General features: G+C 49.6%; 15 protein-coding genes. All 15 read left to right on the top strand.

Annotated elements, in window-relative coordinates; translation table 11 throughout:
• Positions 1 to 2: 2 nt before the first annotated feature.
• Positions 3 to 494: a type VI secretion system effector Hcp gene (gene hcp, locus ACFQW4_RS08010; RefSeq protein ID WP_008105313.1), complete on the top strand. Its 492-nt coding sequence runs from the start codon at positions 3 to 5 to the stop codon at positions 492 to 494.
• Between the two features lie 284 nt (positions 495 to 778).
• Complete coding sequence (tssH, locus tag ACFQW4_RS08015) at positions 779 to 3,382, top strand: type VI secretion system ATPase TssH (RefSeq protein WP_377724755.1); 2,604 nt, start codon at positions 779 to 781, stop codon at positions 3,380 to 3,382.
• A gap of 43 nt (positions 3,383 to 3,425) precedes the next feature.
• Positions 3,426 to 5,780: a type VI secretion system tip protein VgrG gene (locus ACFQW4_RS08020; RefSeq protein ID WP_350260823.1), complete on the top strand. Its 2,355-nt coding sequence runs from the start codon at positions 3,426 to 3,428 to the stop codon at positions 5,778 to 5,780.
• Positions 5,781 to 5,794: 14 nt separating this feature from the next.
• A complete protein-coding gene (locus ACFQW4_RS08025) occupies positions 5,795 to 8,011 on the top strand; it encodes a hydroxyethylthiazole kinase (protein WP_350260822.1) in 2,217 nt (738 codons plus the stop codon).
• Complete coding sequence (locus tag ACFQW4_RS08030; RefSeq protein WP_350260821.1) at positions 8,012 to 8,500, top strand: hypothetical protein; 489 nt, start codon at positions 8,012 to 8,014, stop codon at positions 8,498 to 8,500.
• 54 nt (positions 8,501 to 8,554) lie between these two features.
• Positions 8,555 to 9,217: a hypothetical protein gene (locus tag ACFQW4_RS08035; protein ID WP_350260820.1), complete on the top strand. Its 663-nt coding sequence runs from the start codon at positions 8,555 to 8,557 to the stop codon at positions 9,215 to 9,217.
• A 157-nt stretch (positions 9,218 to 9,374) separates the two neighbouring features.
• Positions 9,375 to 9,944 carry a hypothetical protein gene (locus ACFQW4_RS08040; protein WP_350260819.1) on the top strand — a complete coding sequence of 190 codons (570 nt, stop codon included), beginning with the start codon at positions 9,375 to 9,377 and terminating at the stop codon, positions 9,942 to 9,944.
• A 59-nt stretch (positions 9,945 to 10,003) separates the two neighbouring features.
• Positions 10,004 to 10,237, top strand: coding sequence for a hypothetical protein (locus ACFQW4_RS08045; RefSeq protein ID WP_377724759.1), 234 nt, complete (start codon positions 10,004 to 10,006; stop codon positions 10,235 to 10,237).
• A 529-nt stretch (positions 10,238 to 10,766) separates the two neighbouring features.
• Positions 10,767 to 11,057 (top strand): hypothetical protein, encoded by a 291-nt coding sequence (locus ACFQW4_RS08050; protein ID WP_350260817.1) that lies wholly within the window; start codon positions 10,767 to 10,769, stop codon positions 11,055 to 11,057.
• Positions 11,058 to 11,343: 286 nt separating this feature from the next.
• The gene (locus tag ACFQW4_RS08055) at positions 11,344 to 11,685 is read left to right on the top strand and encodes a hypothetical protein (RefSeq protein ID WP_350260816.1); all 342 of its coding nucleotides are present in this window, start codon (positions 11,344 to 11,346) and stop codon (positions 11,683 to 11,685) included.
• 168 nt (positions 11,686 to 11,853) lie between these two features.
• Positions 11,854 to 12,372 (top strand): M949_RS01915 family surface polysaccharide biosynthesis protein, encoded by a 519-nt coding sequence (locus ACFQW4_RS08060; protein ID WP_377724761.1) that lies wholly within the window; start codon positions 11,854 to 11,856, stop codon positions 12,370 to 12,372.
• A gap of 33 nt (positions 12,373 to 12,405) precedes the next feature.
• Positions 12,406 to 13,632: a hypothetical protein gene (locus ACFQW4_RS08065; protein WP_377724763.1), complete on the top strand. Its 1,227-nt coding sequence runs from the start codon at positions 12,406 to 12,408 to the stop codon at positions 13,630 to 13,632.
• Positions 13,629 to 17,069, top strand: coding sequence for an ImcF-related family protein (locus tag ACFQW4_RS08070; RefSeq protein ID WP_377724765.1), 3,441 nt, complete (start codon positions 13,629 to 13,631; stop codon positions 17,067 to 17,069). The genes ACFQW4_RS08065 and ACFQW4_RS08070 overlap by 4 nt, the downstream gene beginning before the upstream one ends.
• Positions 17,069 to 18,649, top strand: a complete 1,581-nt coding sequence (gene tssA, locus ACFQW4_RS08075; RefSeq protein WP_377724767.1) for a type VI secretion system protein TssA — start codon at positions 17,069 to 17,071, stop codon at positions 18,647 to 18,649. Before ACFQW4_RS08070 ends, tssA begins: the two co-directional genes overlap by 1 nt.
• 28 nt (positions 18,650 to 18,677) lie before the next feature.
• The gene (locus ACFQW4_RS08080) at positions 18,678 to 19,937 is read left to right on the top strand and encodes a PAAR domain-containing protein (protein ID WP_377724769.1); all 1,260 of its coding nucleotides are present in this window, start codon (positions 18,678 to 18,680) and stop codon (positions 19,935 to 19,937) included.

Below are 19,937 nucleotides of genomic sequence, written 5' to 3' on the forward strand. Positions count from 1 at the left end.
ACATGGCAATTCCGGTTTATCTGTGGCTGAAGGACGACGGCGGTGCGGACATCAAGGGCTCGGTGGACGTGCAGGACCGTGAAGGCAGCATCGAAGTGGTGGCTCAGGAACACAACCTGTACATCCCGACCGACAACAACACCGGCAAGCTGACCGGCACGCGCATTCACACGCCGTTCCTGTTCACCAAGGAAATCGACTCGTCCAGTCCGTACCTCTACAAAGCGGTCACCACCGGCCAGACGCTGAAGTCTGCCGAGTTCAAGTGGTATCGCATCAGCGACGCCGGCCAGGAAGTGGAGTACTTCAACACCAAACTGGAGAACGTGAAGGTGGTGAAGGTCAATCCGGTGATGCACGACGTTAAGGACCCGTCGAAAGAGAAGCACAACCATCTGGAGCAGATTGAGCTGCGCTACGAAAAAATCACCTGGACCTATAAAGACGGCAACATCATTCATTCCGATTCGTGGAACGAACGCGCCACCGCCTGATTACGCGTCATATTTCGCGCCGCTGCTGCGTTGGCTGCGCGCGTTCGCCCCGGTCACATAGTTACCTATGCTCCCGGGGACTCGCGCACTTGCCGCCTTGCCGCGACACGAACTATTTAGCGTAATCGCCCCTCCGCTGGGCTGTTTTTGCAGCCCGGCAGATGATTTATGAATTCATCCATAGCGGGTGAAATCACAAGTCATTTCCCATCTTTCCTGCTGCCTTATGCGCTTCGGTTTACGGCGACGGGCGGTAGCGTGCCACCAGTCAGGAGAATTTTGCTATGGACAGTCAGTCAGCCGCGCTTCTGCGTCGCCTCAATCCGTTCTGCGCGCAGGCGCTCGAAGCCGCCGCGTCGCTGTGCCAGACCCGCGCTCACGCTGAAATCCAGCCGGAGCACTGGTTGCTCAAGTTGCTCGAGCAGGGCGAGGGCGACATCACGGTGATTGCCCGCCGCTATGAATGGGACATGGATGTCATCTGGCAGGATTTGCTGGCGTTTCTCGACCGCCAGCCACGCGCGGTGCGAGGGCGTCCGCAGCTTTCTTCTTCGCTGGAAGCGCTGCTGAAGCAGGCGTGGCTGATGGCCTCCGCATCTGACAACAACCCGCAAATCCGTAGTATCCATCTGCTGATGGCGCTGGCCGAACAGCCGTCGCTGGTGCGCTGCGAAGGTCTCTGGCCGCTGCTGAGCCTTCGCATGAGCCAGCTTGAGCGTTTACAGCCGATGCTGGAAGCGCAGTCCGACGAGCGTGCGGAAGCGGAGCAGCCGGAGATGCCGGTCAGTACTATCGAGCAACCAACCGCCGCAGGTGAGACCAAAGTCCCATCAACCGAAGCCCTTACGCGTTTTACCCGCGACGTCACCGCTGACGCGCGCAGCGGCAAAATCGACCCGGTATTTGGCCGCGACAACGAAATCCGTCAGATGGTGGATATCCTGTCGCGCCGCCGTAAGAACAACCCGATTCTGGTAGGCGAGCCGGGCGTGGGCAAAACCGCGCTGGTTGAAGGGCTGGCGCTGCGCATTGCCGAAGGCAACGTGCCGGACAGCCTGAAGCCGGTGAGCGTGCATACGCTGGACCTCGGCATGCTGCAGGCGGGCGCGGGCGTGAAGGGCGAGTTCGAGCAGCGCCTCAAAAACATCATCACCGAGGTACAGAATGCGCCGAACCCGGTGCTGCTGTTTATCGACGAGGCGCACACCATCATCGGCGCGGGCAACGCAGCGGGCAGCGCGGACGCGGCCAACCTGCTGAAACCGGCACTGGCGCGCGGCGAACTGCGCACCATCGCGGCGACAACGTGGAGCGAATACAAACAGTACTTTGAGAAGGACGCCGCACTGGAGCGCCGCTTCCAGATGGTGAAGGTCGACGAGCCGGACGACGACACCGCGTGCCTGATGCTGCGCGGACTCAAGTCGCGCTACGCCGACCATCACGGCGTACACATCACCGACGCGGCGGTGCGCGCCGCCGTCACGCTATCGCGCCGCTACCTTACAGGCCGCCAGCTGCCTGACAAGGCGGTTGACCTGCTCGACACCGCCGCCGCGCGCGTGCGTATGAGCCAGGACACGGTACCGGAAGCCATCACCCGCCTGCGTGCGAAGCTCGATGCGCTGAACATTGAGCAGCGCGCCATCCTCGACGACGAAGCGCTCGGCGGCGCGGTCTCGCAGGAACGCCTGACTGAAATTGCCACGCAGATTGCATCCACCGATGAAGAGCTTGAGGCGCTGGAGCAGCGCTACGCTGACGTGCAGGAACGCATGCAGCAGTTGCTCGAAGGACGCAAAGACGCCAGTCAGAAACACAACATCGCGCAGCTCCAGAGCGAACTCGGCGCATTACAACCCGAAGAGCCGCTGCTGACCGCCGACGTTGACGCGCGCATCGTGGCGGGCGTGATTGCCGACTGGACCGGCGTGCCGCTGTCGTCGCTGATGAAGGACGAGCAGGCTGAACTGTTGGCGCTGGAAACCCTGCTCGCCACCCGCGTGGTCGGGCAGGACGCGGCGCTCAGCGCCATCGCGCAGCGCCTGCGCGCCTCGAAAACCGGACTCACCTCAGAAAACGGACCGCAGGGCGTGTTCCTGCTGGTTAGCACCAGCGGCACCGGCAAAACCGAAACCGCGCTGGCGCTGGCCGACTTGCTGTACGGCGGCGAGAAATCGTTAATCACCATCAACCTTAGCGAATATCAGGAAGCACACACTGTTTCCCAGCTCAAAGGCTCGCCGCCGGGCTACGTCGGCTACGGCCAGGGCGGCATCCTCACCGAAGCGGTGCGCAAGCGCCCGTACAGCGTGGTGCTACTCGACGAGGTGGAAAAGGCGCACCGCGACGTGATTAATCTGTTTTATCAGGTGTTTGACCGTGGCTTCATGCGCGACGGCGAGGGGCGCGAAATCGACTTCCGCAACACCGTGATTCTGATGACCTCGAACCTCGGCAGCGATCAGTTGATGCAGTTACTGGACGAAACGCCAGATGCCGCCGAAGCCGAACTGCAGGAGTGCCTGCGCCCGATCCTGCGCGACCACTTCCAGCCCGCGCTGCTGGCGCGCTTCCAGACGGTGATTTACCGCCCGCTGGCGCGTGAGGCGATGCGGATCATCGTGGAGGTGAAGCTCAGCCAGGTCAGCCAGCGGCTGCAACGGCATTACGGCATCCGCACCACTATCGGCGATGGTTTGTATGAAATGCTCACCGACGCCTGTCTGCTGCCGGACACCGGAGCGCGCAACGTCGACAGCCTGCTGAATCAGCAGATCCTGCCGGTGCTGAGCCAGGTGATTTTGCAGCACCGCGCCAGCGGCACCTTAAGCGACAGCCTGACGATGGATACCAATGATGAAGGTGAAGTGACCTTTACGTTCTGAATGATCGACGGTTCCTGCCTGCGGCATTTAAAAGGATTTAATCATGACAGATACGACCATTACCCTGTTCAGCCACAGCCATCACCGGCTGAAGATCACTGACAGCGCCTCACCGCTCGACGTGCTGAGCTTCGAAGGCACAGAAGCGCTGAGCGCGCCCTTCAGCTGGAAAATTATCTTCACCAGTACCGACAAGCACATCAGCCGCGAAGCGATGCTGATGAAAACCGCGTCGCTGACCCTGCAGCCATCATCGCAGAGCCTCGCCGACCTGCTGCGCAAGGCCGAACCGCTGCGCGTGGTGCAGGGCGTGGTGACTGGCTTTGATATGCTCGGCGTGTCCGCCGACGAAGCGCGCTACGCCATCACGCTGCAGCCGCGACTCGCGTTGCTTTCGCGCACCCGGCAGAACGCCATCTGGCAGGACATGTCGGTGCCGCAGATTGTCGAATCCATCCTGCGCGACCGTCACGGCATGCGCGGTCAGGACTTCGTGTTTGCCCTCAGCCGCGACTATCCGAAGCGCGAGCAGGTGATGCAGTTTGACGAAGACGACCTCCGCTTCGTCTCGCGCCTGCTGGCGGAGGTCGGCATCTGGTTCCGCTTCACCACCGACACGCGCCTCAACATCGACGTGGTGGAGTTTTACGACGGCCCGCAGGGCTACCAGACCGGCCTCACGCTGCCCGCCGTGCCGCCGTCTGGTCTGCACGACAGCGGCGTGGAGTCGGTGTGGGAGATGGAAAGCCGCTTCAGCGTGGTGGAGAAAACCGTCAGCACCCGCGACTACAACTACCGCGACGCCACCGCCGACATGAACGCGCAGGCCGACGTCACCGGCGGCGACGACACTACCTACGGCGAAGCCTATCACTGGGCGGATAACTACCTGCAGGCGGGCGAGGCCTACAGCGCCAGTCCCGCGACTGAAAGCGGCGCGTTCTACGCCCGGCTGCGCCACGAGCGCTACCTCAACGGCCAGACGCGGCTCAGCGCCAAATCCAGCAGCGCGGCGTTGATGCCTGGCGTGGTGGTGCGCGCCAGCGGCGGCGACAACGTGGCGGAGGTGTTTCGCAGCGGCGTGGTTATCACCTCGCTGCTGTGCCGCGCAGCGCGCGACAGCAGCATGGAAACCGCGTTCCACGGCATCCCGGCGGAGGGCCGCTACGGTTATCGTCCGGAACCGGCACCGCGCCCGGTAATGGCGGGCACCTTACCGGCGCGCATCACCAGCACCACCACCAACGACACCTACGGCCACATAGACCGCGACGGCCGCTATCGCGTTAACATGCTGTTTGACCGTGCGGGCTGGGAAAGCGGCCATGAAAGCCTTTGGGTGCGCCAGTCGCGCCCGTTTGCCGGCGACACCTACGGCCTGCACCTGCCGCTGCTGGCGGGCACCGAGGTGGCAATTGGCTTTGAGCACGGCAACCCGGACCGTCCGTACATCGCCGGCGTGTTGCATGATTCATCGCGCGCCGACCACGTCACCATCCGCAACTACAGGCGCAACGTGCTGCGCACGCCGTCGAACAACAAGCTGCGGCTTGACGACACGCGGGGGCAGGAGCATATCAAGCTCAGCACCGAATACGGCGGTAAAAGCCAGCTTAACCTCGGTCATCTAGTGGATGGTGAGCGTCAGGCGCGCGGCGAAGGCTTCGAGCTGCGCACCGACAGCTGGGGCGCCATCCGGGCTGGCAAAGGGCTGTTTATCAGCGCCGATGGGCAAGCGGCGGCGCAGGGTAAGCAGAAGGACATGCAGGCGGCGCTGGACAACCTGAACCAGGCGCGCGAGCAGATGGCGGAGATATCCGGCGACGCGCAAAAGGCCACGGCAAACCCGGCGGACCTGCGCGCGCAGATAGCGCTGCTGGAGCAGCAGGTACAGGACCTGAAAAAATCGGTACTGCTGCTGAGCGCACCGGACGGCATGGCGCTTACCAGCGGCGGGCATCTGCAACTTTCAGCGACGCAGAATCTGGTGGCGACGGCGGGCAAAAACGCCGACGTCAACGTAATGAAAAACTTGTTTATCGGTGTGGGCAACGCGCTGAGCGTGTTCGTGCGCAGGCTGGGCATCAGGCTGATTGCCAATCAGGGGCCGGTGCAGCTGCAGGCGCAAAACGATTTGATGGAGCTGCTGGCGCGCAGGGAAATCAGCATCATCAGCACCGAAGATGAAATCAAAATCATTGCGAAAAAGAAAATCACGCTGAACGGCGGCGGGAGTTATATCACGCTGGATGCTAATTCAATTGAGTCAGCTACGGCAGGTGATTACCGCACGCAAGCGGGCCAGTATGTCCGGCTGGAACAGGCGAGCAACCCGGAAGAATTCCCAAGCCTGGCCGTAATAAAAAAAGAGCCTTCGGGCAAATTTACTTTTTCCTGACAGGGAGTCACTAAATGATCATCAGTCCACCCATTTTAAAAGCCAAATCTGCGACAGAAACGGATGCCGCATGGATTAGTCGTGTGATGGCTTCTGACGTACACCGCGGTTTTCCTGTTAGTGCAGCCGGTTCATGGCATGGCGGAATTCATATTAAACATACCGATAACAGCAGTAGCCCAGAAAAAGTTAGGGCAATTGCAGATGGCAAGGTCGTATCTTTTCGCGCACCTGCTAATGATGAAGCAAAACGTGCTGAGCCATTGAATTTGAATGGTGCGACAGACAGTGGTTATGTGTTGCTGAAGCATGAAACGGAAATTGGCAGTGGTGAAAACGGCAAGGTGGTTTTTTACTCGTTATATATGCATTTGAAATCACTCAACGCAGCTATTAAAAGTGATGCTCTAATCTATCGTAAAGATGCATTAGGAACCGCTGGCATGGTGGATGGAGAAAATGCCTTCCACTGTCAGATATTTTGTGACGATGACAATATTGAAAAATTAACAGGAAGAAATACGCAGAAACTGGATATCACTCGTGATGGTCGAACAGATGCTGTTTATGGCGATATTCATTTTTATTTGCCTATTGGGACGAAATTTTATAATAAAGCACCTGATAACAATAGTTCTGCCATCGAAGGCCTTAATGAATTACATACCAGTACGGTTCCTTTATATGTCAGTATGACTCTGGCTAAAGGAAATTGTACCATGGTGACGAGGCAGGAGGATTCTAAAAATGAAGATAAGTATAATACAGTCGGCGAAGCGCTAGTTAATGCAGATAAAGAAAATTATGAATATAATCTTTATCAAACTGCAACATCTCGCTATAAGGATAGCCCTAGTGCAGGCTATGAGTTACTTCGGTTTGGGCGTATTATTAATACTGAAAATGAAACTCTTTCTCCTGCTGATGCACCATTGTGGATGACTGTAAATTATCCTGGGGGGAACGGTGTTGTAAACCTTGCGGCAGGTGCAGTCAAAAAATTTAGTGATGCAGATCTCCCACATTGGACAGGATGGCATCTTGTTAATGATGACAAAGATTCCTTTAGTCAGTGTAATTCAGCAACAATAAAAAAACTACAAACAGAAGACATGTATTCAATTCAAAGTAGAAAACTAATTTGCCGCTTTCCGTTTGATTGGGAAAGTAGCACGATTGATATTAGATACAATTGGCTAATGACTGGTCTACCTTGGAATCAATGCACTTCGTTTAATACAACTTCTGAACAAAATGTAGGCTCACAGGAATCGAAAGATCAGGTTCTGATGAGTCAAAAAGAATACGACAAGTTCAAAAAGCATGTTGAAGCGCTTTGTTTTAATTATGGAACCTTAGGTGTAGGGTTAATCTGGCATTTCGAACCTCGTAGTTTTATTGAGCATTTCAGAAAGTGTGGGTGGATAGATCAGACCGATCTAAGTAGGATTTATTCTTCTACATCAGAAGAGGTTAGAGAAAAATATCGAAATTCTTTAAATTTAATCTTGATGAAGTATGGCATGAACACATCAATTCGGGCGGCTCATTTCCTTGGTCAGGGGGCAGTAGAAACGCAGAGTTTGAATTTGATGGTTGAGGGAACTGTGTCCTTTTCTCGTAATCCAGAACATCCTTCATTTGCTGAGGAAACTGATGGGTATTATTCAGATCCTACAGATACATATGGCTATTTCCATAATTATGAGCGTGATGGAAACGACTTGGGTAATGTCGCAAAAAGTGATTTGAGAGATTCAAGGAATAATGCATTGACAGTAAGGATTGGAAGGGATTCACGCAATAGACCAGTGTTATCGTCCCCTGAACGAAGGCTAATTGATTCAACTTTTTCAAGTGTTGGGGATGGGATGAAGTTTCGTGGAAGAGGGTTTAAACAACTAACTGGTTTGGCGAACTATACTGGTTATTGGGTTTATAGAGGCTGGTTACGCCGCTCAGATTATGATAATAGATGGTGGTTGAATCCAACTAGATTGAGAGTGCCAGTAATCGATAATCCTCAAAATATATCCACGGTTCCATACAATTGTATTGACTCAGGAGGGCAGTTTGCAGCAAAGAAAGGAATATTAAGGAAGGCTGATGCCGGGGTAGCACAAAATAATTCACGGGAAGTTAGCATGGTAATAAATCGATGGGATGAACAGTCTTTTAATCGCCGATTTCAATCGACTCAACATGCATATAAAATTTTAGGTGATAACTGAATGAAAGTGATTTTATTTTTATCTTTGTATTTATTAGTTAGCACAACTTATGGGGGAACTGAGACGAGAAAAGTTTCTTTCGAGGAGGCCATGTTAGGTATTCCTGGTCAATGGATAAATTTTGAAAGAAAAGGCTGTCTGTTAATCGGTGAGAGGTCTGTTGACACTAATGATTATCTTAAGATATGCAAATATACATCAGACAATGACAAAGTGTATTTTTCGATGAACGATGATGGAGAATGGGAGGCCGTTACTGAAGGGGCGCCTGTTTTAGCTGATGTAAATTTTACATCAAAATTTAAGGGTATGAGTGCTATCGTTTCATGCAGGATAAGAGATGATGCCGGATATCATTCCACGCAGTGTTTTCAGGCTGAGATAGATTTACCAGAAAATATTTCATATATTTTTACTGGAATAGGGAATTCATCATTTTTTGAGCAGTATAAGAAAATATATCTTTCCTTTAATGTAATAGATAAGTGATTGGGGTCAGGATTGCAATTAGAGAGTTTATTTATGCTCAGGGCTAAATGTCTAATGATTTTGGGTGTTTTGCTTTTTACAGAGTTTTGTAATGTGAAGTATTACAACTCAGTGCTAATTGATGGCTATAAAATTCATTTTGAAAAAGGAAATAAAGGGAGTGTTGATGTTGATTACACTTCAAAAGGTAATGTTTTTTGGTGTGAAATTATAGGTTGGAATGATCGTTTGTCCTCAGGCTCGGAAAATATTCCAATTACTAGTGATGGAGAAGCTATAATTATTTATCCGGGTAATAAATATCTTATGATAGATGATATTAAAAACCACAGGAATGAAAGGTTAGAATTGAAGAGTGTCAAATTCTTCGATGATGATATTTCTTCACTTGTGGATATAAACTTCGATAAGAAATTAGTTTTGGCTTTGGTGGTTATTGATGCATCACTAAATAGTTACCAGGCAATACTTTCCCATTTTAAAGGGGGCGCGAATATATTAACCGGGAAAGGTTTTTGGCAAGGAGTTGATAAAGCAGAAAATGGGGTAGATGACTTTTTCCTAATTGGAGATGATTTCTATGTTGGAAAAATATCTAAAAATGGGAAGTATGTATCACCAAATGATTTAGATTGCTCAGTTGACTCTTTTCCTGGTATATGGATTATAGAAATAAAAAAGCAGGTGATATTTAATAATGGTGAAGGGATTGAATAAAGTTGCCAAAATCTTTTCTCGAAAGGAAGTTTTTTGAAAAAACAAATGGCCTTTTAGTAAAGTTAAAATCATTCAAAGGACTATTTTTCGTATATAATTTATCGTCCAATTAATATCTGATGATCCCCTGTGGTAAGTTATATTACGAGAGTTCTTAATGTATTTTTTAATGCTTTTTCTCTATGGGCTAACACCGATTTCATATGCGAAAGAAATAAACTATTGTGGAACTATAAATTTCCATGCTGGGATTTTTGATTATTCAAAAATTCAAAAGGCATCTCGTAAAGTAGATTGTCGTGATAATCCAGTCCCAATTTATTACAAAGGTATTAAAGATTATTTCAATCTGACATCATCAGCTTATGCTACCGGCGGAGCTAGTTATTTAACTTGGGATAAAACGGATGGGAAATATCATTATGATGAAGATGAACTTAAAGACACCATTCGAGATGTTATTTATAATCCTAAATATAAATATCTCTCTCATTTAACTTTTAGCGTAAAAATAAATTATCAGTCTAGGCCTAGCGGAGCGCTTGTTATTTCAGATGTAATCTTTAAAGATATGGATGGTAAAGGTGTTATTATTATTAAAGATGCTTTCTTTTACTCGAAAGATAACTATGCAGCAGTTTATGGATCTCAGCCAATAAAATTTACAGATAAAAGTAAAATTGAGTTAATGGAAGGTGTCAATGATCTTTTAATACCATGGTTATAGATTGGGATTAGATCAATAAAAATATGATTAATGTGAATGGGTGTTACAAAAATGGAATAATGATGCGTTTATTTACTGCTTTGCTTTTTTTTGAGATATTTAACAACTCTGCCTATGCGGAACTTAGCTGCAAAATAGGAAAAGGTAGCTGCATAACAGTTTTAGGTAACTTGGCGTCGAATAATAATTCTGAAAATGAAGTGTCGCTTTATATAAATGACGAAAAAATTGCTAGCATTTCTACTACTGATGTTAATCAAGCATTTGTGTATTATGATCTTCCTTATCAGTAAAATGATAAAAGATTGATCGATATAATAATTATATCCTACGATGCCAGTGATTGCATTTATGTAGATCAGAGAGCTAATTGCCAAAATATAAATTAATAGACATGACAAATGGAGTTAAATTATCAAGTTAATTCTATCCTCCAGTGATAAATGCGAACTTAATGACAGTCAGTTGGGAGAGGGGGGTAATCATTATGACATTTGAAGATCCGTCTGTTTTTAAATATGAAAATAATACTGTTAAGCTAAATAATGGTGGGGTTAAATCTTCAGACGTTAACTTTGATAGGGATATATATATTTCAAGGTGAGTTAATCAAAATGAAGCGGGAGGCAGAGATTTGTCATTACGGAAATACGTTATTGCGATTTCATTTTTTATAACCCCATTGAAATTAAGTGCGTTTGAAGTTGAGTTGATCGAATGTGATTCGATCTTTTTTAGTAATAAATTGGTTTCTAAGAAGATAAAGTTTGACACTATAATCAATGGCTACAGCGTAAACTGTGAAGGTTCAAAAATTATGTTATGGGGAAGGCCAAAAAAATTAACGAAACTAACCCACAAGATACTGATTTTATCTTGTTAGATTTAAATAAAAATTATAAAAAATACATGATTGCTGTTAGTAGTGGTGTTTATGACATAGATTATCTTAAATCAAATGACTACGCTTACATTGGCAGCAATCAAGGCATTTTAGTAAATCTTTCGAATGGAAGGTTTAAAGAGTTTAATTCTGACTTTGATCCAACATTAGACTCAAAATTTGAGTCATGCGAAAAGAATAAATCATGGGGTTTTAATCGATATCAATAAAAAATTGGAATATTCTAATGATATTACTCTGGCTCTCATTGTTGGTGACGTTTATTTGTTAGTATGCAGACTGTAAGAATCTACGTTAAATTTAAGTGTTTGATAAAGATAAATTAATGAACATGTTTTATTAATTTTTTAACACGTTATATTCGTGTGAGTATAAAATAATATGAGATTAAATTTTTTATCAATGCTGCTGATCCCATGGGTTCCTTAAGCCGGTTCACCGGGCGGCATTACACTTTTTGTACAGCCTACAACAAATGCTAAAAACATAAAGTATGTGTTTGATGGTTACTTTAGAAATTATTATGGTGTCGATAATCCTAAAACCCCATCATGTACACCTGATGACTATGTGCCTTACATTGATATTGTATATTTGAATACAATTCCAAAAAATATTGATAATAAACTTATAGATGGTGCTATAAGTTCTGATATGTCCAGGACAGAATTGGCGAAGAAACTCAGCAATTTTCAAGATGACCGAGTGTCAGGTTTCAATGGTGCAATGATTTACGATTTGAAAGATGAGAGTGTCATAATTTATACTTTCGATCTTTCATCACCAAATGAAATTCGTAAAACTATTAAAAAAAGAAAGAATAATTTCATCCGATGATATGGGGAATGCCATTTGTAAGTCTATCGAAGGTAACATCCTTCCATCTGAACCCTGAATAATATCTTTTCATAGATTAATTAATGGATAATGCATAGAGGATTATTAACGAAGTGCTTTTATTAAGTAAGTTTATGAGGTGTTAATGAAATAATTGCAGCTGTAATCTTGTTAATATTACCTGCGTTTAACTCTGCTGCAGAGGAAAGCACTTTCAAAGTCGCCTGGACTGACAGCAATGGCAACAACGTGGTAAATCTTAATGTCAGAAATGGTCCAAAAGGAGAGGATATTGGTTCCATTTATCTTTCTGGTGAAGGGATCATAAATGATGTGCAAAGCTGGAAAGCACGCGATGCGGTAGAAGCCTGTCAGCTTGACTACGATATCACCATTTATCCCGAGACCTTTGAGTTTATTGATTTGCCGGGACATGGAGGGAAGTATTTATTATTTGCATATCGATTACTATGTGTAGGTGGAGTAGATCCCGGCGAGATTAAATATTTGGCTTATGAGGATGGAAAGAAGTACGCATTACGAGGTGAGGAAAAAATAATTACACCAGATGAGAATACTTACGGAGGTGAAGATCCTCCAAAACCTGACTATAAACTCAAAAATAACAAACCACTCCTGAATTATATGCTTAATAAATGGCCATCTTTTTCAATTCGACGTTACTAGTGATTACAGAGAACCAGCTGGCCGAGCGTTCATATGCAAAATAAAAAATACTCATTAAAAAAACTGCCACCCATATCACCTCGGCCTCAATCCATAAAATTCGCGCGCTGGCTGGCCCTGCTGGCTATTCTAATGGTCTTGAGCACAGTAACTACCCGATTATTGGGGCAATCCATCGAGAGTCACATATTGTGGTGGCTGGCTATCGGCGGTGGCATAGCGCTTTGGATAATAATATTTGGCAGCTATCTGCTTGTCTGGCTGGCAGGGAATATTATTGCTAATGGTAAGGATAACCAGCGCGAGCGGTGGCTGCTTTATGAGACCCAAAAGAGTCGTCGGGCGCTGCAAATTCTGGCGGCGGAATATCTGACCTGTCATTCACCTGATATTTATCATCCCACGCCGCTGGAAGCGATCATGGCAAATACCGGAGCCAGACGAGCACAGGATGACAGAAAAGGAACCGGCGGTGTGAACCACAGTCAGATTACTTCACAGGCATCTGATAAGCCGTATGGAGTAATGTGCCACACCATTAATCACCTGATGTCTTCCATTATTCCGCAACTTGAAAAGCTGGATACCAAGAAGACAATAAAAATAGCGCTGAATATTTCATCTTCTGTCAGCATCCGAGAAGTAAAACACGAAATCACTCATGCCTTTAACGAAGCCGAATTAACTCACCTAGTTGAATTTATTGCCGGAGAGGGTGTTGCAGTGATTAACCAGTGGTTGAATGAACGATTTACCGACGACGCGTTACTCTTGGTTATCGCCCTAAAGATTGATCCACCAGTGGTAAAAGACAGCGCGGAAGCTGGCGTGGCACTGCTGTTCGGCAACCGAATGACGCAACACACGCTGCATCCGGCGGCGCTACTGCACCGCCCCGACCGAGATATGGACAATGATCTTGCCGCGTGTCTGAAACAGGCGGCAGACAATGTCCCGCTGGAAAGTGATGTGGTGCAGCATCTTTGGATCGTCGGGGTGACGAATGAGCAATATCTTTCCACCTTCAGCGTTTTAAAAGCGTTTCCGGTTGAAGCCGTGGAAACGGAAAACGTAATTACCCCGGATATTTCAATCGGCCATGCTGGAGCCGCTGCGCCCTGGCTGGCGATAGCGGCTGCATTCCAGGCCGCATCACTGACCCATCGTCCCCAGATGATTATTACCGGGGACACTTCAACGGATGACATGTGGAGCATGGCGGTTTCGCCCGTTACGCCACCGCACGAGAGGGATACTTGAAACGATTCTTATTAAAATTAATGCCAAAATCAGCCGAGCTCTGGTTCGGGCTGATCATGCTGTTGCTCTCTACACTGGCTTTGCTGGCGTGGTTTGTGTGTTGGCAACATCCGGAAAGCGTCAGCCTTGTGAACGAAAGCACAGTTCAGCAGCGCTGGATGGCGGCTTCGCTGACTCTCGCCGTAATTTTTTTCCTGATCGCTGTCGTTGGTACCCTGCTGATGCGTCAGGTCGGAAAATCAGCCTTTGATGCACAGTTGAAGAGCGTCAACGGTGATGATGTTCCCTTACCGAAGAAAGATGCGACCTCGACGTCTCCTACGCATGCCATGCTGAGGAAGCTTAAACAGCATCTGCGCAGCCGCTATCAGTTTTTCTGGCGCGGCAAGGTTCGGGTGCTACTGGTGACCGGTGAAGAGGCGGCCGTTGAGGCGCTGGTTCCCGGCTTACAGAGCCAGCAATGGCTGGAAGGTAATCGAACCGTGCTGATTTACGGTGGCAGCCTGAGCAGCGAGCCAGATGCCGAAATACTCGCAGCATTACGCAAATTGCGCCGCAGCCGCCCACTTGATGGCATTGTTCATGTGCTGGAATCGGATGAAACGCTATCGCCAAAGCAGAGTGATGTATATCGCCTTTCGCTAGAAAAAATCAGTGCTGCATTGCGCTGGCAGGCGCCCATCTGGCTGTGGCAGCTTGGTGAATGCGCGTGGTCGCAGGACGGACGTGAACAAAACGCGCCGGGGCTGACTTTCAGCGCCAGCGCAGTTCCCGAAGACGTACGCACGCAGATAGAAAACCTCATCCCGCTGCTGCGCGAGCAGGGCATGACGCAGATTTCGCAGCAGCGCAACCATGACTGGTTGCTGCGCCTGTCTCAGCAACTCGCCGATCAAAACCAGCAATGGCAGCAGCGTCTGGCGCCGTGGTTTGCATCTCAGCGCAAAATGCCGTTGCGCGGGCTTGTATTCAGTCTGCCGGAGCGAGCGCATGCTTCAGCGAGCGTGCATCCACATACGCTAAACGATAGCGCATTGTGGCAGGGCATCAGCCAGGACAAAATGCGTGGCAGGCGCACCGGTTTGCCCTGGGAACAGACGCTGGCGTGGACGCTGATGGGGGTAATGCTGCTGTGGGGCACAGGCATGATGGTATCGTTTGGCATCAACCGTTATCAGATTGTCAGTGCTGCGGAAAAAGCACTGACGCTAGTGACGAATCCCGCCGTTAATGATCAGCAACTGATTGCCCTGCACGGCCTGCGCAACGATCTTGGCCTGCAGCAATATTGGCTGGCGCACCGCTCGCCGTGGTATCAGCGATTTGGGCTGAACCACACGCAGGAACTGCATGCCGCGTTGCTACCGTGGTATGCCGTGGCAGGCAACCGCTTAATTCGCGATCCGGCACACGCGGCACTGGAAACGAAGCTAACGCGGCTGGCCGATCTACCGCCCGCCAGCCCGCTGCGCGCCACGCTGGCACAACCAGGTTATGACCAGCTCAAGGCCTGGCTGATGATGTCGCGCCCGAACCGTTCTGAGCCCGATTTCTTTGTGCAGACCATGAAGGCCGTGCAGCCGGAGCGTAACGGTGTTTCTACGGCGTTGTGGCAGAGTCTGTCGCCGGATTTGTGGTTCTTTTACGCCGCGAATCTTCCTCAGCAACCAACGTGGGGTATCAAGCCCGATGTGGCTTTACTGGCGCAGGTTCGTCAGGTGTTGCTACAGCAGATTGGTCAACGCAACGCCGAAAGCACGCTGTATCAGAACGTGCTGCAGGCCGTGCGCCGCAACTATGCTGATGTTTCACTGGAAGATATGGCACCCGGCACCGATCCGCGTCGCCTGTTTACCAGCGATGAAACGGTGCCGGGCATGTTCACCCGCCAGGCGTGGGAAGGCGGCGTACGTCAGGAAATTGAGAAGGCGGCGAGTGCGCGGCGTGATCAGATTGACTGGGTGCTGAGTGACAGCCGCAGTGCGGTTTCACAGGATGTTTCCCCGGAAGCACTGCAGGCGCGTCTGACGCAACGCTACTTCACCGATTTCGCTGCCAGCTGGCTGAATTTTTTCAATAGCCTGCGCCTCAATGCGGCGAACAATATTGCAGACGTTACCGATCAACTGACGCTGCTCAGCGATGTGCGTCAGTCACCGCTGATTGCACTGATGAACACGGTGGCTTGGCAGGGACAGACCGGACAGAAGCGCGCCGCGCTGTCGGATACGCTGATTAACTCGGCCAAAGATCTCATCAGCCAGAAAGAGAAACCGGCGATTGATCAGCAGGTCACAGGACCTGAAGGCCCGCTGGATGCCACTTTCGGCCCACTGTTGGCGTTGATGGGCAAAAGCAGCGGCGCACAGCTGATGGCCGCTGACAGCACGCTGAGCCTGCAAACTTTCCTGACGCGAATTACCCGCGTGCGCCTGCGTTTACAACAGGTTGCGGCTGCGCCAGATCCGCAGGAGATGCTTCAAACGCTGGCGCAAACGGTGTTTCAGGGCAAAAGCGTCGATCTCACGGATACGCAGCAGTACGGCAGCCTAATGGCAGCGAGCCTTGGTGAAGAGTGGAGTGGATTTGGTCAGACATTTTTTGTCCAGCCGCTGAACCAAGCGTGGGAAACCATTTTGGAGCCTTCTGCTGTCAGCCTCAATGCACAATGGAAACGCTCGATCGTCGAAAACTGGCGCACCGCATTTGACGGACGCTATCCGTTTGCAGCCAGCAACAGTGATGCATCACTACCCATGTTGGCCGAGTTCATTCGAAAAGATGCTGGACGCATCGACAGTTTCCTTAGCGGTCGCCTCGGTGGTGTGCTGCAGAAAGAGGGCAGCCGCTGGGTGCCGGACAGTGCGCACAGTCAGGGATTAACCTTTAACCCGGCCTTCCTTAAAGCGGTGAATCAACTGCGTGAACTGGCGGATATCCTGTTCACCGACGGCACGCAGGGCATCAGTTTTGAATTGCAGGGACGTCCGACACCTGATGTGGTGAAAACCGAGTTGAAAATCGACGGGCAGACGCTGAGCTATTTCAATCAGATGGCGGAATGGCAGGCGATGCGCTGGCCAGGCGAGAACTTAAAACCCGGCACGCTGCTCACCTGGACAGGTGTGGGTAACGGAGGGCAGATTTACGGTGATTACAGCGGAACCTGGGGCTTTATACGCTGGTTAGAGCAAGGTAAGCGTCAGCGGCTGGATCGCAGCCAGTGGATGCTGAACTTTGCCACTCCGGATAAACGCAACCTGCAATGGGTGCTGCGCACGCAGATGAGCGACGGCCCGCTGGCGCTGCTGCGGCTGCGTGGATTTACGCTGCCGGACGAGATCTTCAGTGTTGATGCGGTTTCCGCCTCGCAATCGATGGCACCGCGCGAAGCGGCAATGGATGAAATACCCACAGACATGGATGGAACGGAATAATGGCGGACATTAATGTATTAATCGGCGCGTGTGGAGCCGAAGTTTCTACGCTACGGGCTGATGCTCAGCAACGCCTGAATCACTGGTCAAACTGGTTACAACCTATCGCAGCAGAAACGCCTTGCGGTGCAGATCCCTCCTATGATGACCAGTTTTTGTTGATCCGTGAAGAGGTCAACAAACTCTCCGGCATTGATACTGCGTTAATCACTTCACTGACGGAGCCGCTGCTTAATTCCATCAGCAAAGATATTCGCATCATTACCTTTTATCTCTGGGCGCGGCTGCATCAGGAAGGCGAAACCGGATTGGCTGAAGGCGTTGAATTACTGGCGGCGGCGTTGCAGCACTACGGCACTGAACTCCATCCGCAGCGTCCGCGCAGCAGACAAGCCGCACTCGCCTGGTTGGGCAGTGCGCGTGTGCTGGACAGTTTATCGCTGTGGCCGGAAGCCGATTTAGAGTGTACCCGACGTATTTGCGGTGGCTTGCTGCTGGTAAGCGAAGCATTGCAGGAGGACGAGCGTGCGACAATTCAGCCTCTGATTAACGCGCTGGAGGTCAGGCTGGCCCAAAATGGTGGCGCTGACGCGATGGTTCCACAGCATAGTGCTGAGGAATTTAATGCCGGACGCGATATTGATGCGTCATCACTCAAGCCAGTTAATTCAGGTGAAAATCTCAAAGCGCAGGCCAAAGTATTAGCGACTTATCTGCGCGAGCAACCGGACGGATGGTTAGCCGCGCATCATCTGATGAAGAGTGTGCGCTGGGACACTATGACGCAGCTTCCTGCATTAGGTGCTGGCGGCAATACCCGCCTGCTGACACCAAAACCCGAGCATCGCGCACATTTAAAACGTCTTTATCTGCAACAAAGCTGGCTTGAACTGATTGAGCTGACGGACTCGCTGTTCAGCCAGGCAACTAATCATCTGTGGCTCGATTTGCAATGGTATGCGTGGGAAGCACTGACCCGCAGTAATAAAGAAAGCAGTCTGGCGACCATTATCGAACAGGATCTCAACGCGCTGCTGCTGCGTTTACCAGGGCTGGAAACGCTGACCTTCGCCGACGGCACACCGTTTGCTGATGACGTCACACTCAACTGGATCGCTCAGCGTGTCACTGGCGGCGGAGCTTATCATGAGCCAGAAACGATGGTTAACGGCAGTCAGCCGGAAAGCGATGTGCTGTCACTGGAAGCTGAAGCACTGGAAAAAGCGGATGCGGAAGGTGTGGATGCGGCGTTGTATTGGCTGCAATTGCGGCCGGGTGTCAGTAGCGTGCGCGATCAATGGTTGTTGCGCCTGTTAATGGCTCGGGTATGCGAACAGTTTGGCCGCAACGATATGGCGCTGCATTTGCTGGGTGAATTAAATGCGCAGGCTGAAGGATTAATATTACCGCAGTGGTCACCTGACTTAATGTTCGAAGTGCGTGCGCGCAGGCTCAAACTGCTGCGAGTGAAAGCCGCCCGGGGCGAGAGCGACAGAGTTCGGCTGCAACCAGAAATGGACGCGCTGCTCTCGGGATTGATCACTATCGATCCTGCCCGTGCCGCCGTGTTGTGCGGTTAAGCCACAACAACTATTCAGGGAGTGAAACATGGCAAAAGGTTTTTATTTAGTTCAGGGGGATAAAACCACCTGCGGCGGACGAATCATTGAGGGCGCAACTGACCATACAATATTTGGCAAGGCGGCTGCGCGTGAAAAAGATCGGGTTCTTTGCGGCAAACATCCCGGCACCTTTCTTATTGCCGGTGGAATCGTTAATGACACCATTCATGGCCGCCGTATGGCCGGTACTTTGGACAGCGAAAGCACTTGCCCTTGTAAGGCGAAGTTTATTCCATCGATGCTTCAGGATACTTATGAGAAGGCGAGTGGCGGCTCTGCAACGACCAGTGAATCATCTGCTTCAAATCCTGTAGCGCGACCATTGCCGGCTTATTTAACGGGTGAAAAAGCACCTTCTGGATTTGTGCCTGATTATCCAGCATTAATAAATACTCAACAAGTACCTAATGTTCAGCTCAGAAACATGCTCAAGAGTAGTAGTAAGGATGTAATGCTATTGACTCTTGATGAGGTTTACGAAGTTCTTTCTTCTTGGGGGACATATAAGACTGGGTGGGTCGAAATTACTCAAACCAAACCTGGTCAAATTGTTGTCAATTATGGGCTGGGGATTAAAGATGCAATAACCACAACTATGCTGATTGTTGACTTGAAACTTTATAAAATTAGCTCAAGTGTTTATGTTAATAAGAATGGAACGGAGTTGATTAAGCTAACAGGTTACGCAGGCATTAGGAAGATTCTAAATGCACCTGTCTATGCTCTAAAAAATCCTAAAGTAGTTAGTTTGGGTATTGGAAAATTTGGCGTAAGAAACTCTATAGTTAAAGGGACTGTAATAACCTTTTACTTTGCTCTGGCATATCGAACTATTGATTTTGTAATGAACGACAGTACTAGTCTCGGTGAATTTATAGGACCTCTAGCGACTGATGTGGTAAAAATAGGCATAACATCAGCAGTTAGCTGGGGGGCTGGATCCTTAATGACAATGACACCAGTTGTTATTGGTCCACTTGTGGTAATAGTACTTGTAGGGCTTGGTGTTAGCTATTCACTTAATGTGCTGGACGAACACTATAAAATCACAGATAAAGTTGTTGAGCTAATTGAAAGTGCTCAACAAGAGTTTGTTGAAAAAGCACGTGAGTTAGAAGAAGGTGTTTTAGATTTAGGAGCGATGTATTTAGATGGGATGTTACAGCGCGGAAGAGAATTTTTAATTCATGAAACTAAAAAGTATTTGAGGCAATCTTTAAGAGACATTATACCAGTGGAGTATTAA

The organism is Pantoea sp. GCM10028869, from assembly GCF_042666835.1.
GTDB classification, from domain to species: Bacteria; Pseudomonadota; Gammaproteobacteria; order Enterobacterales; family Enterobacteriaceae; genus Pantoea; species Pantoea leporis.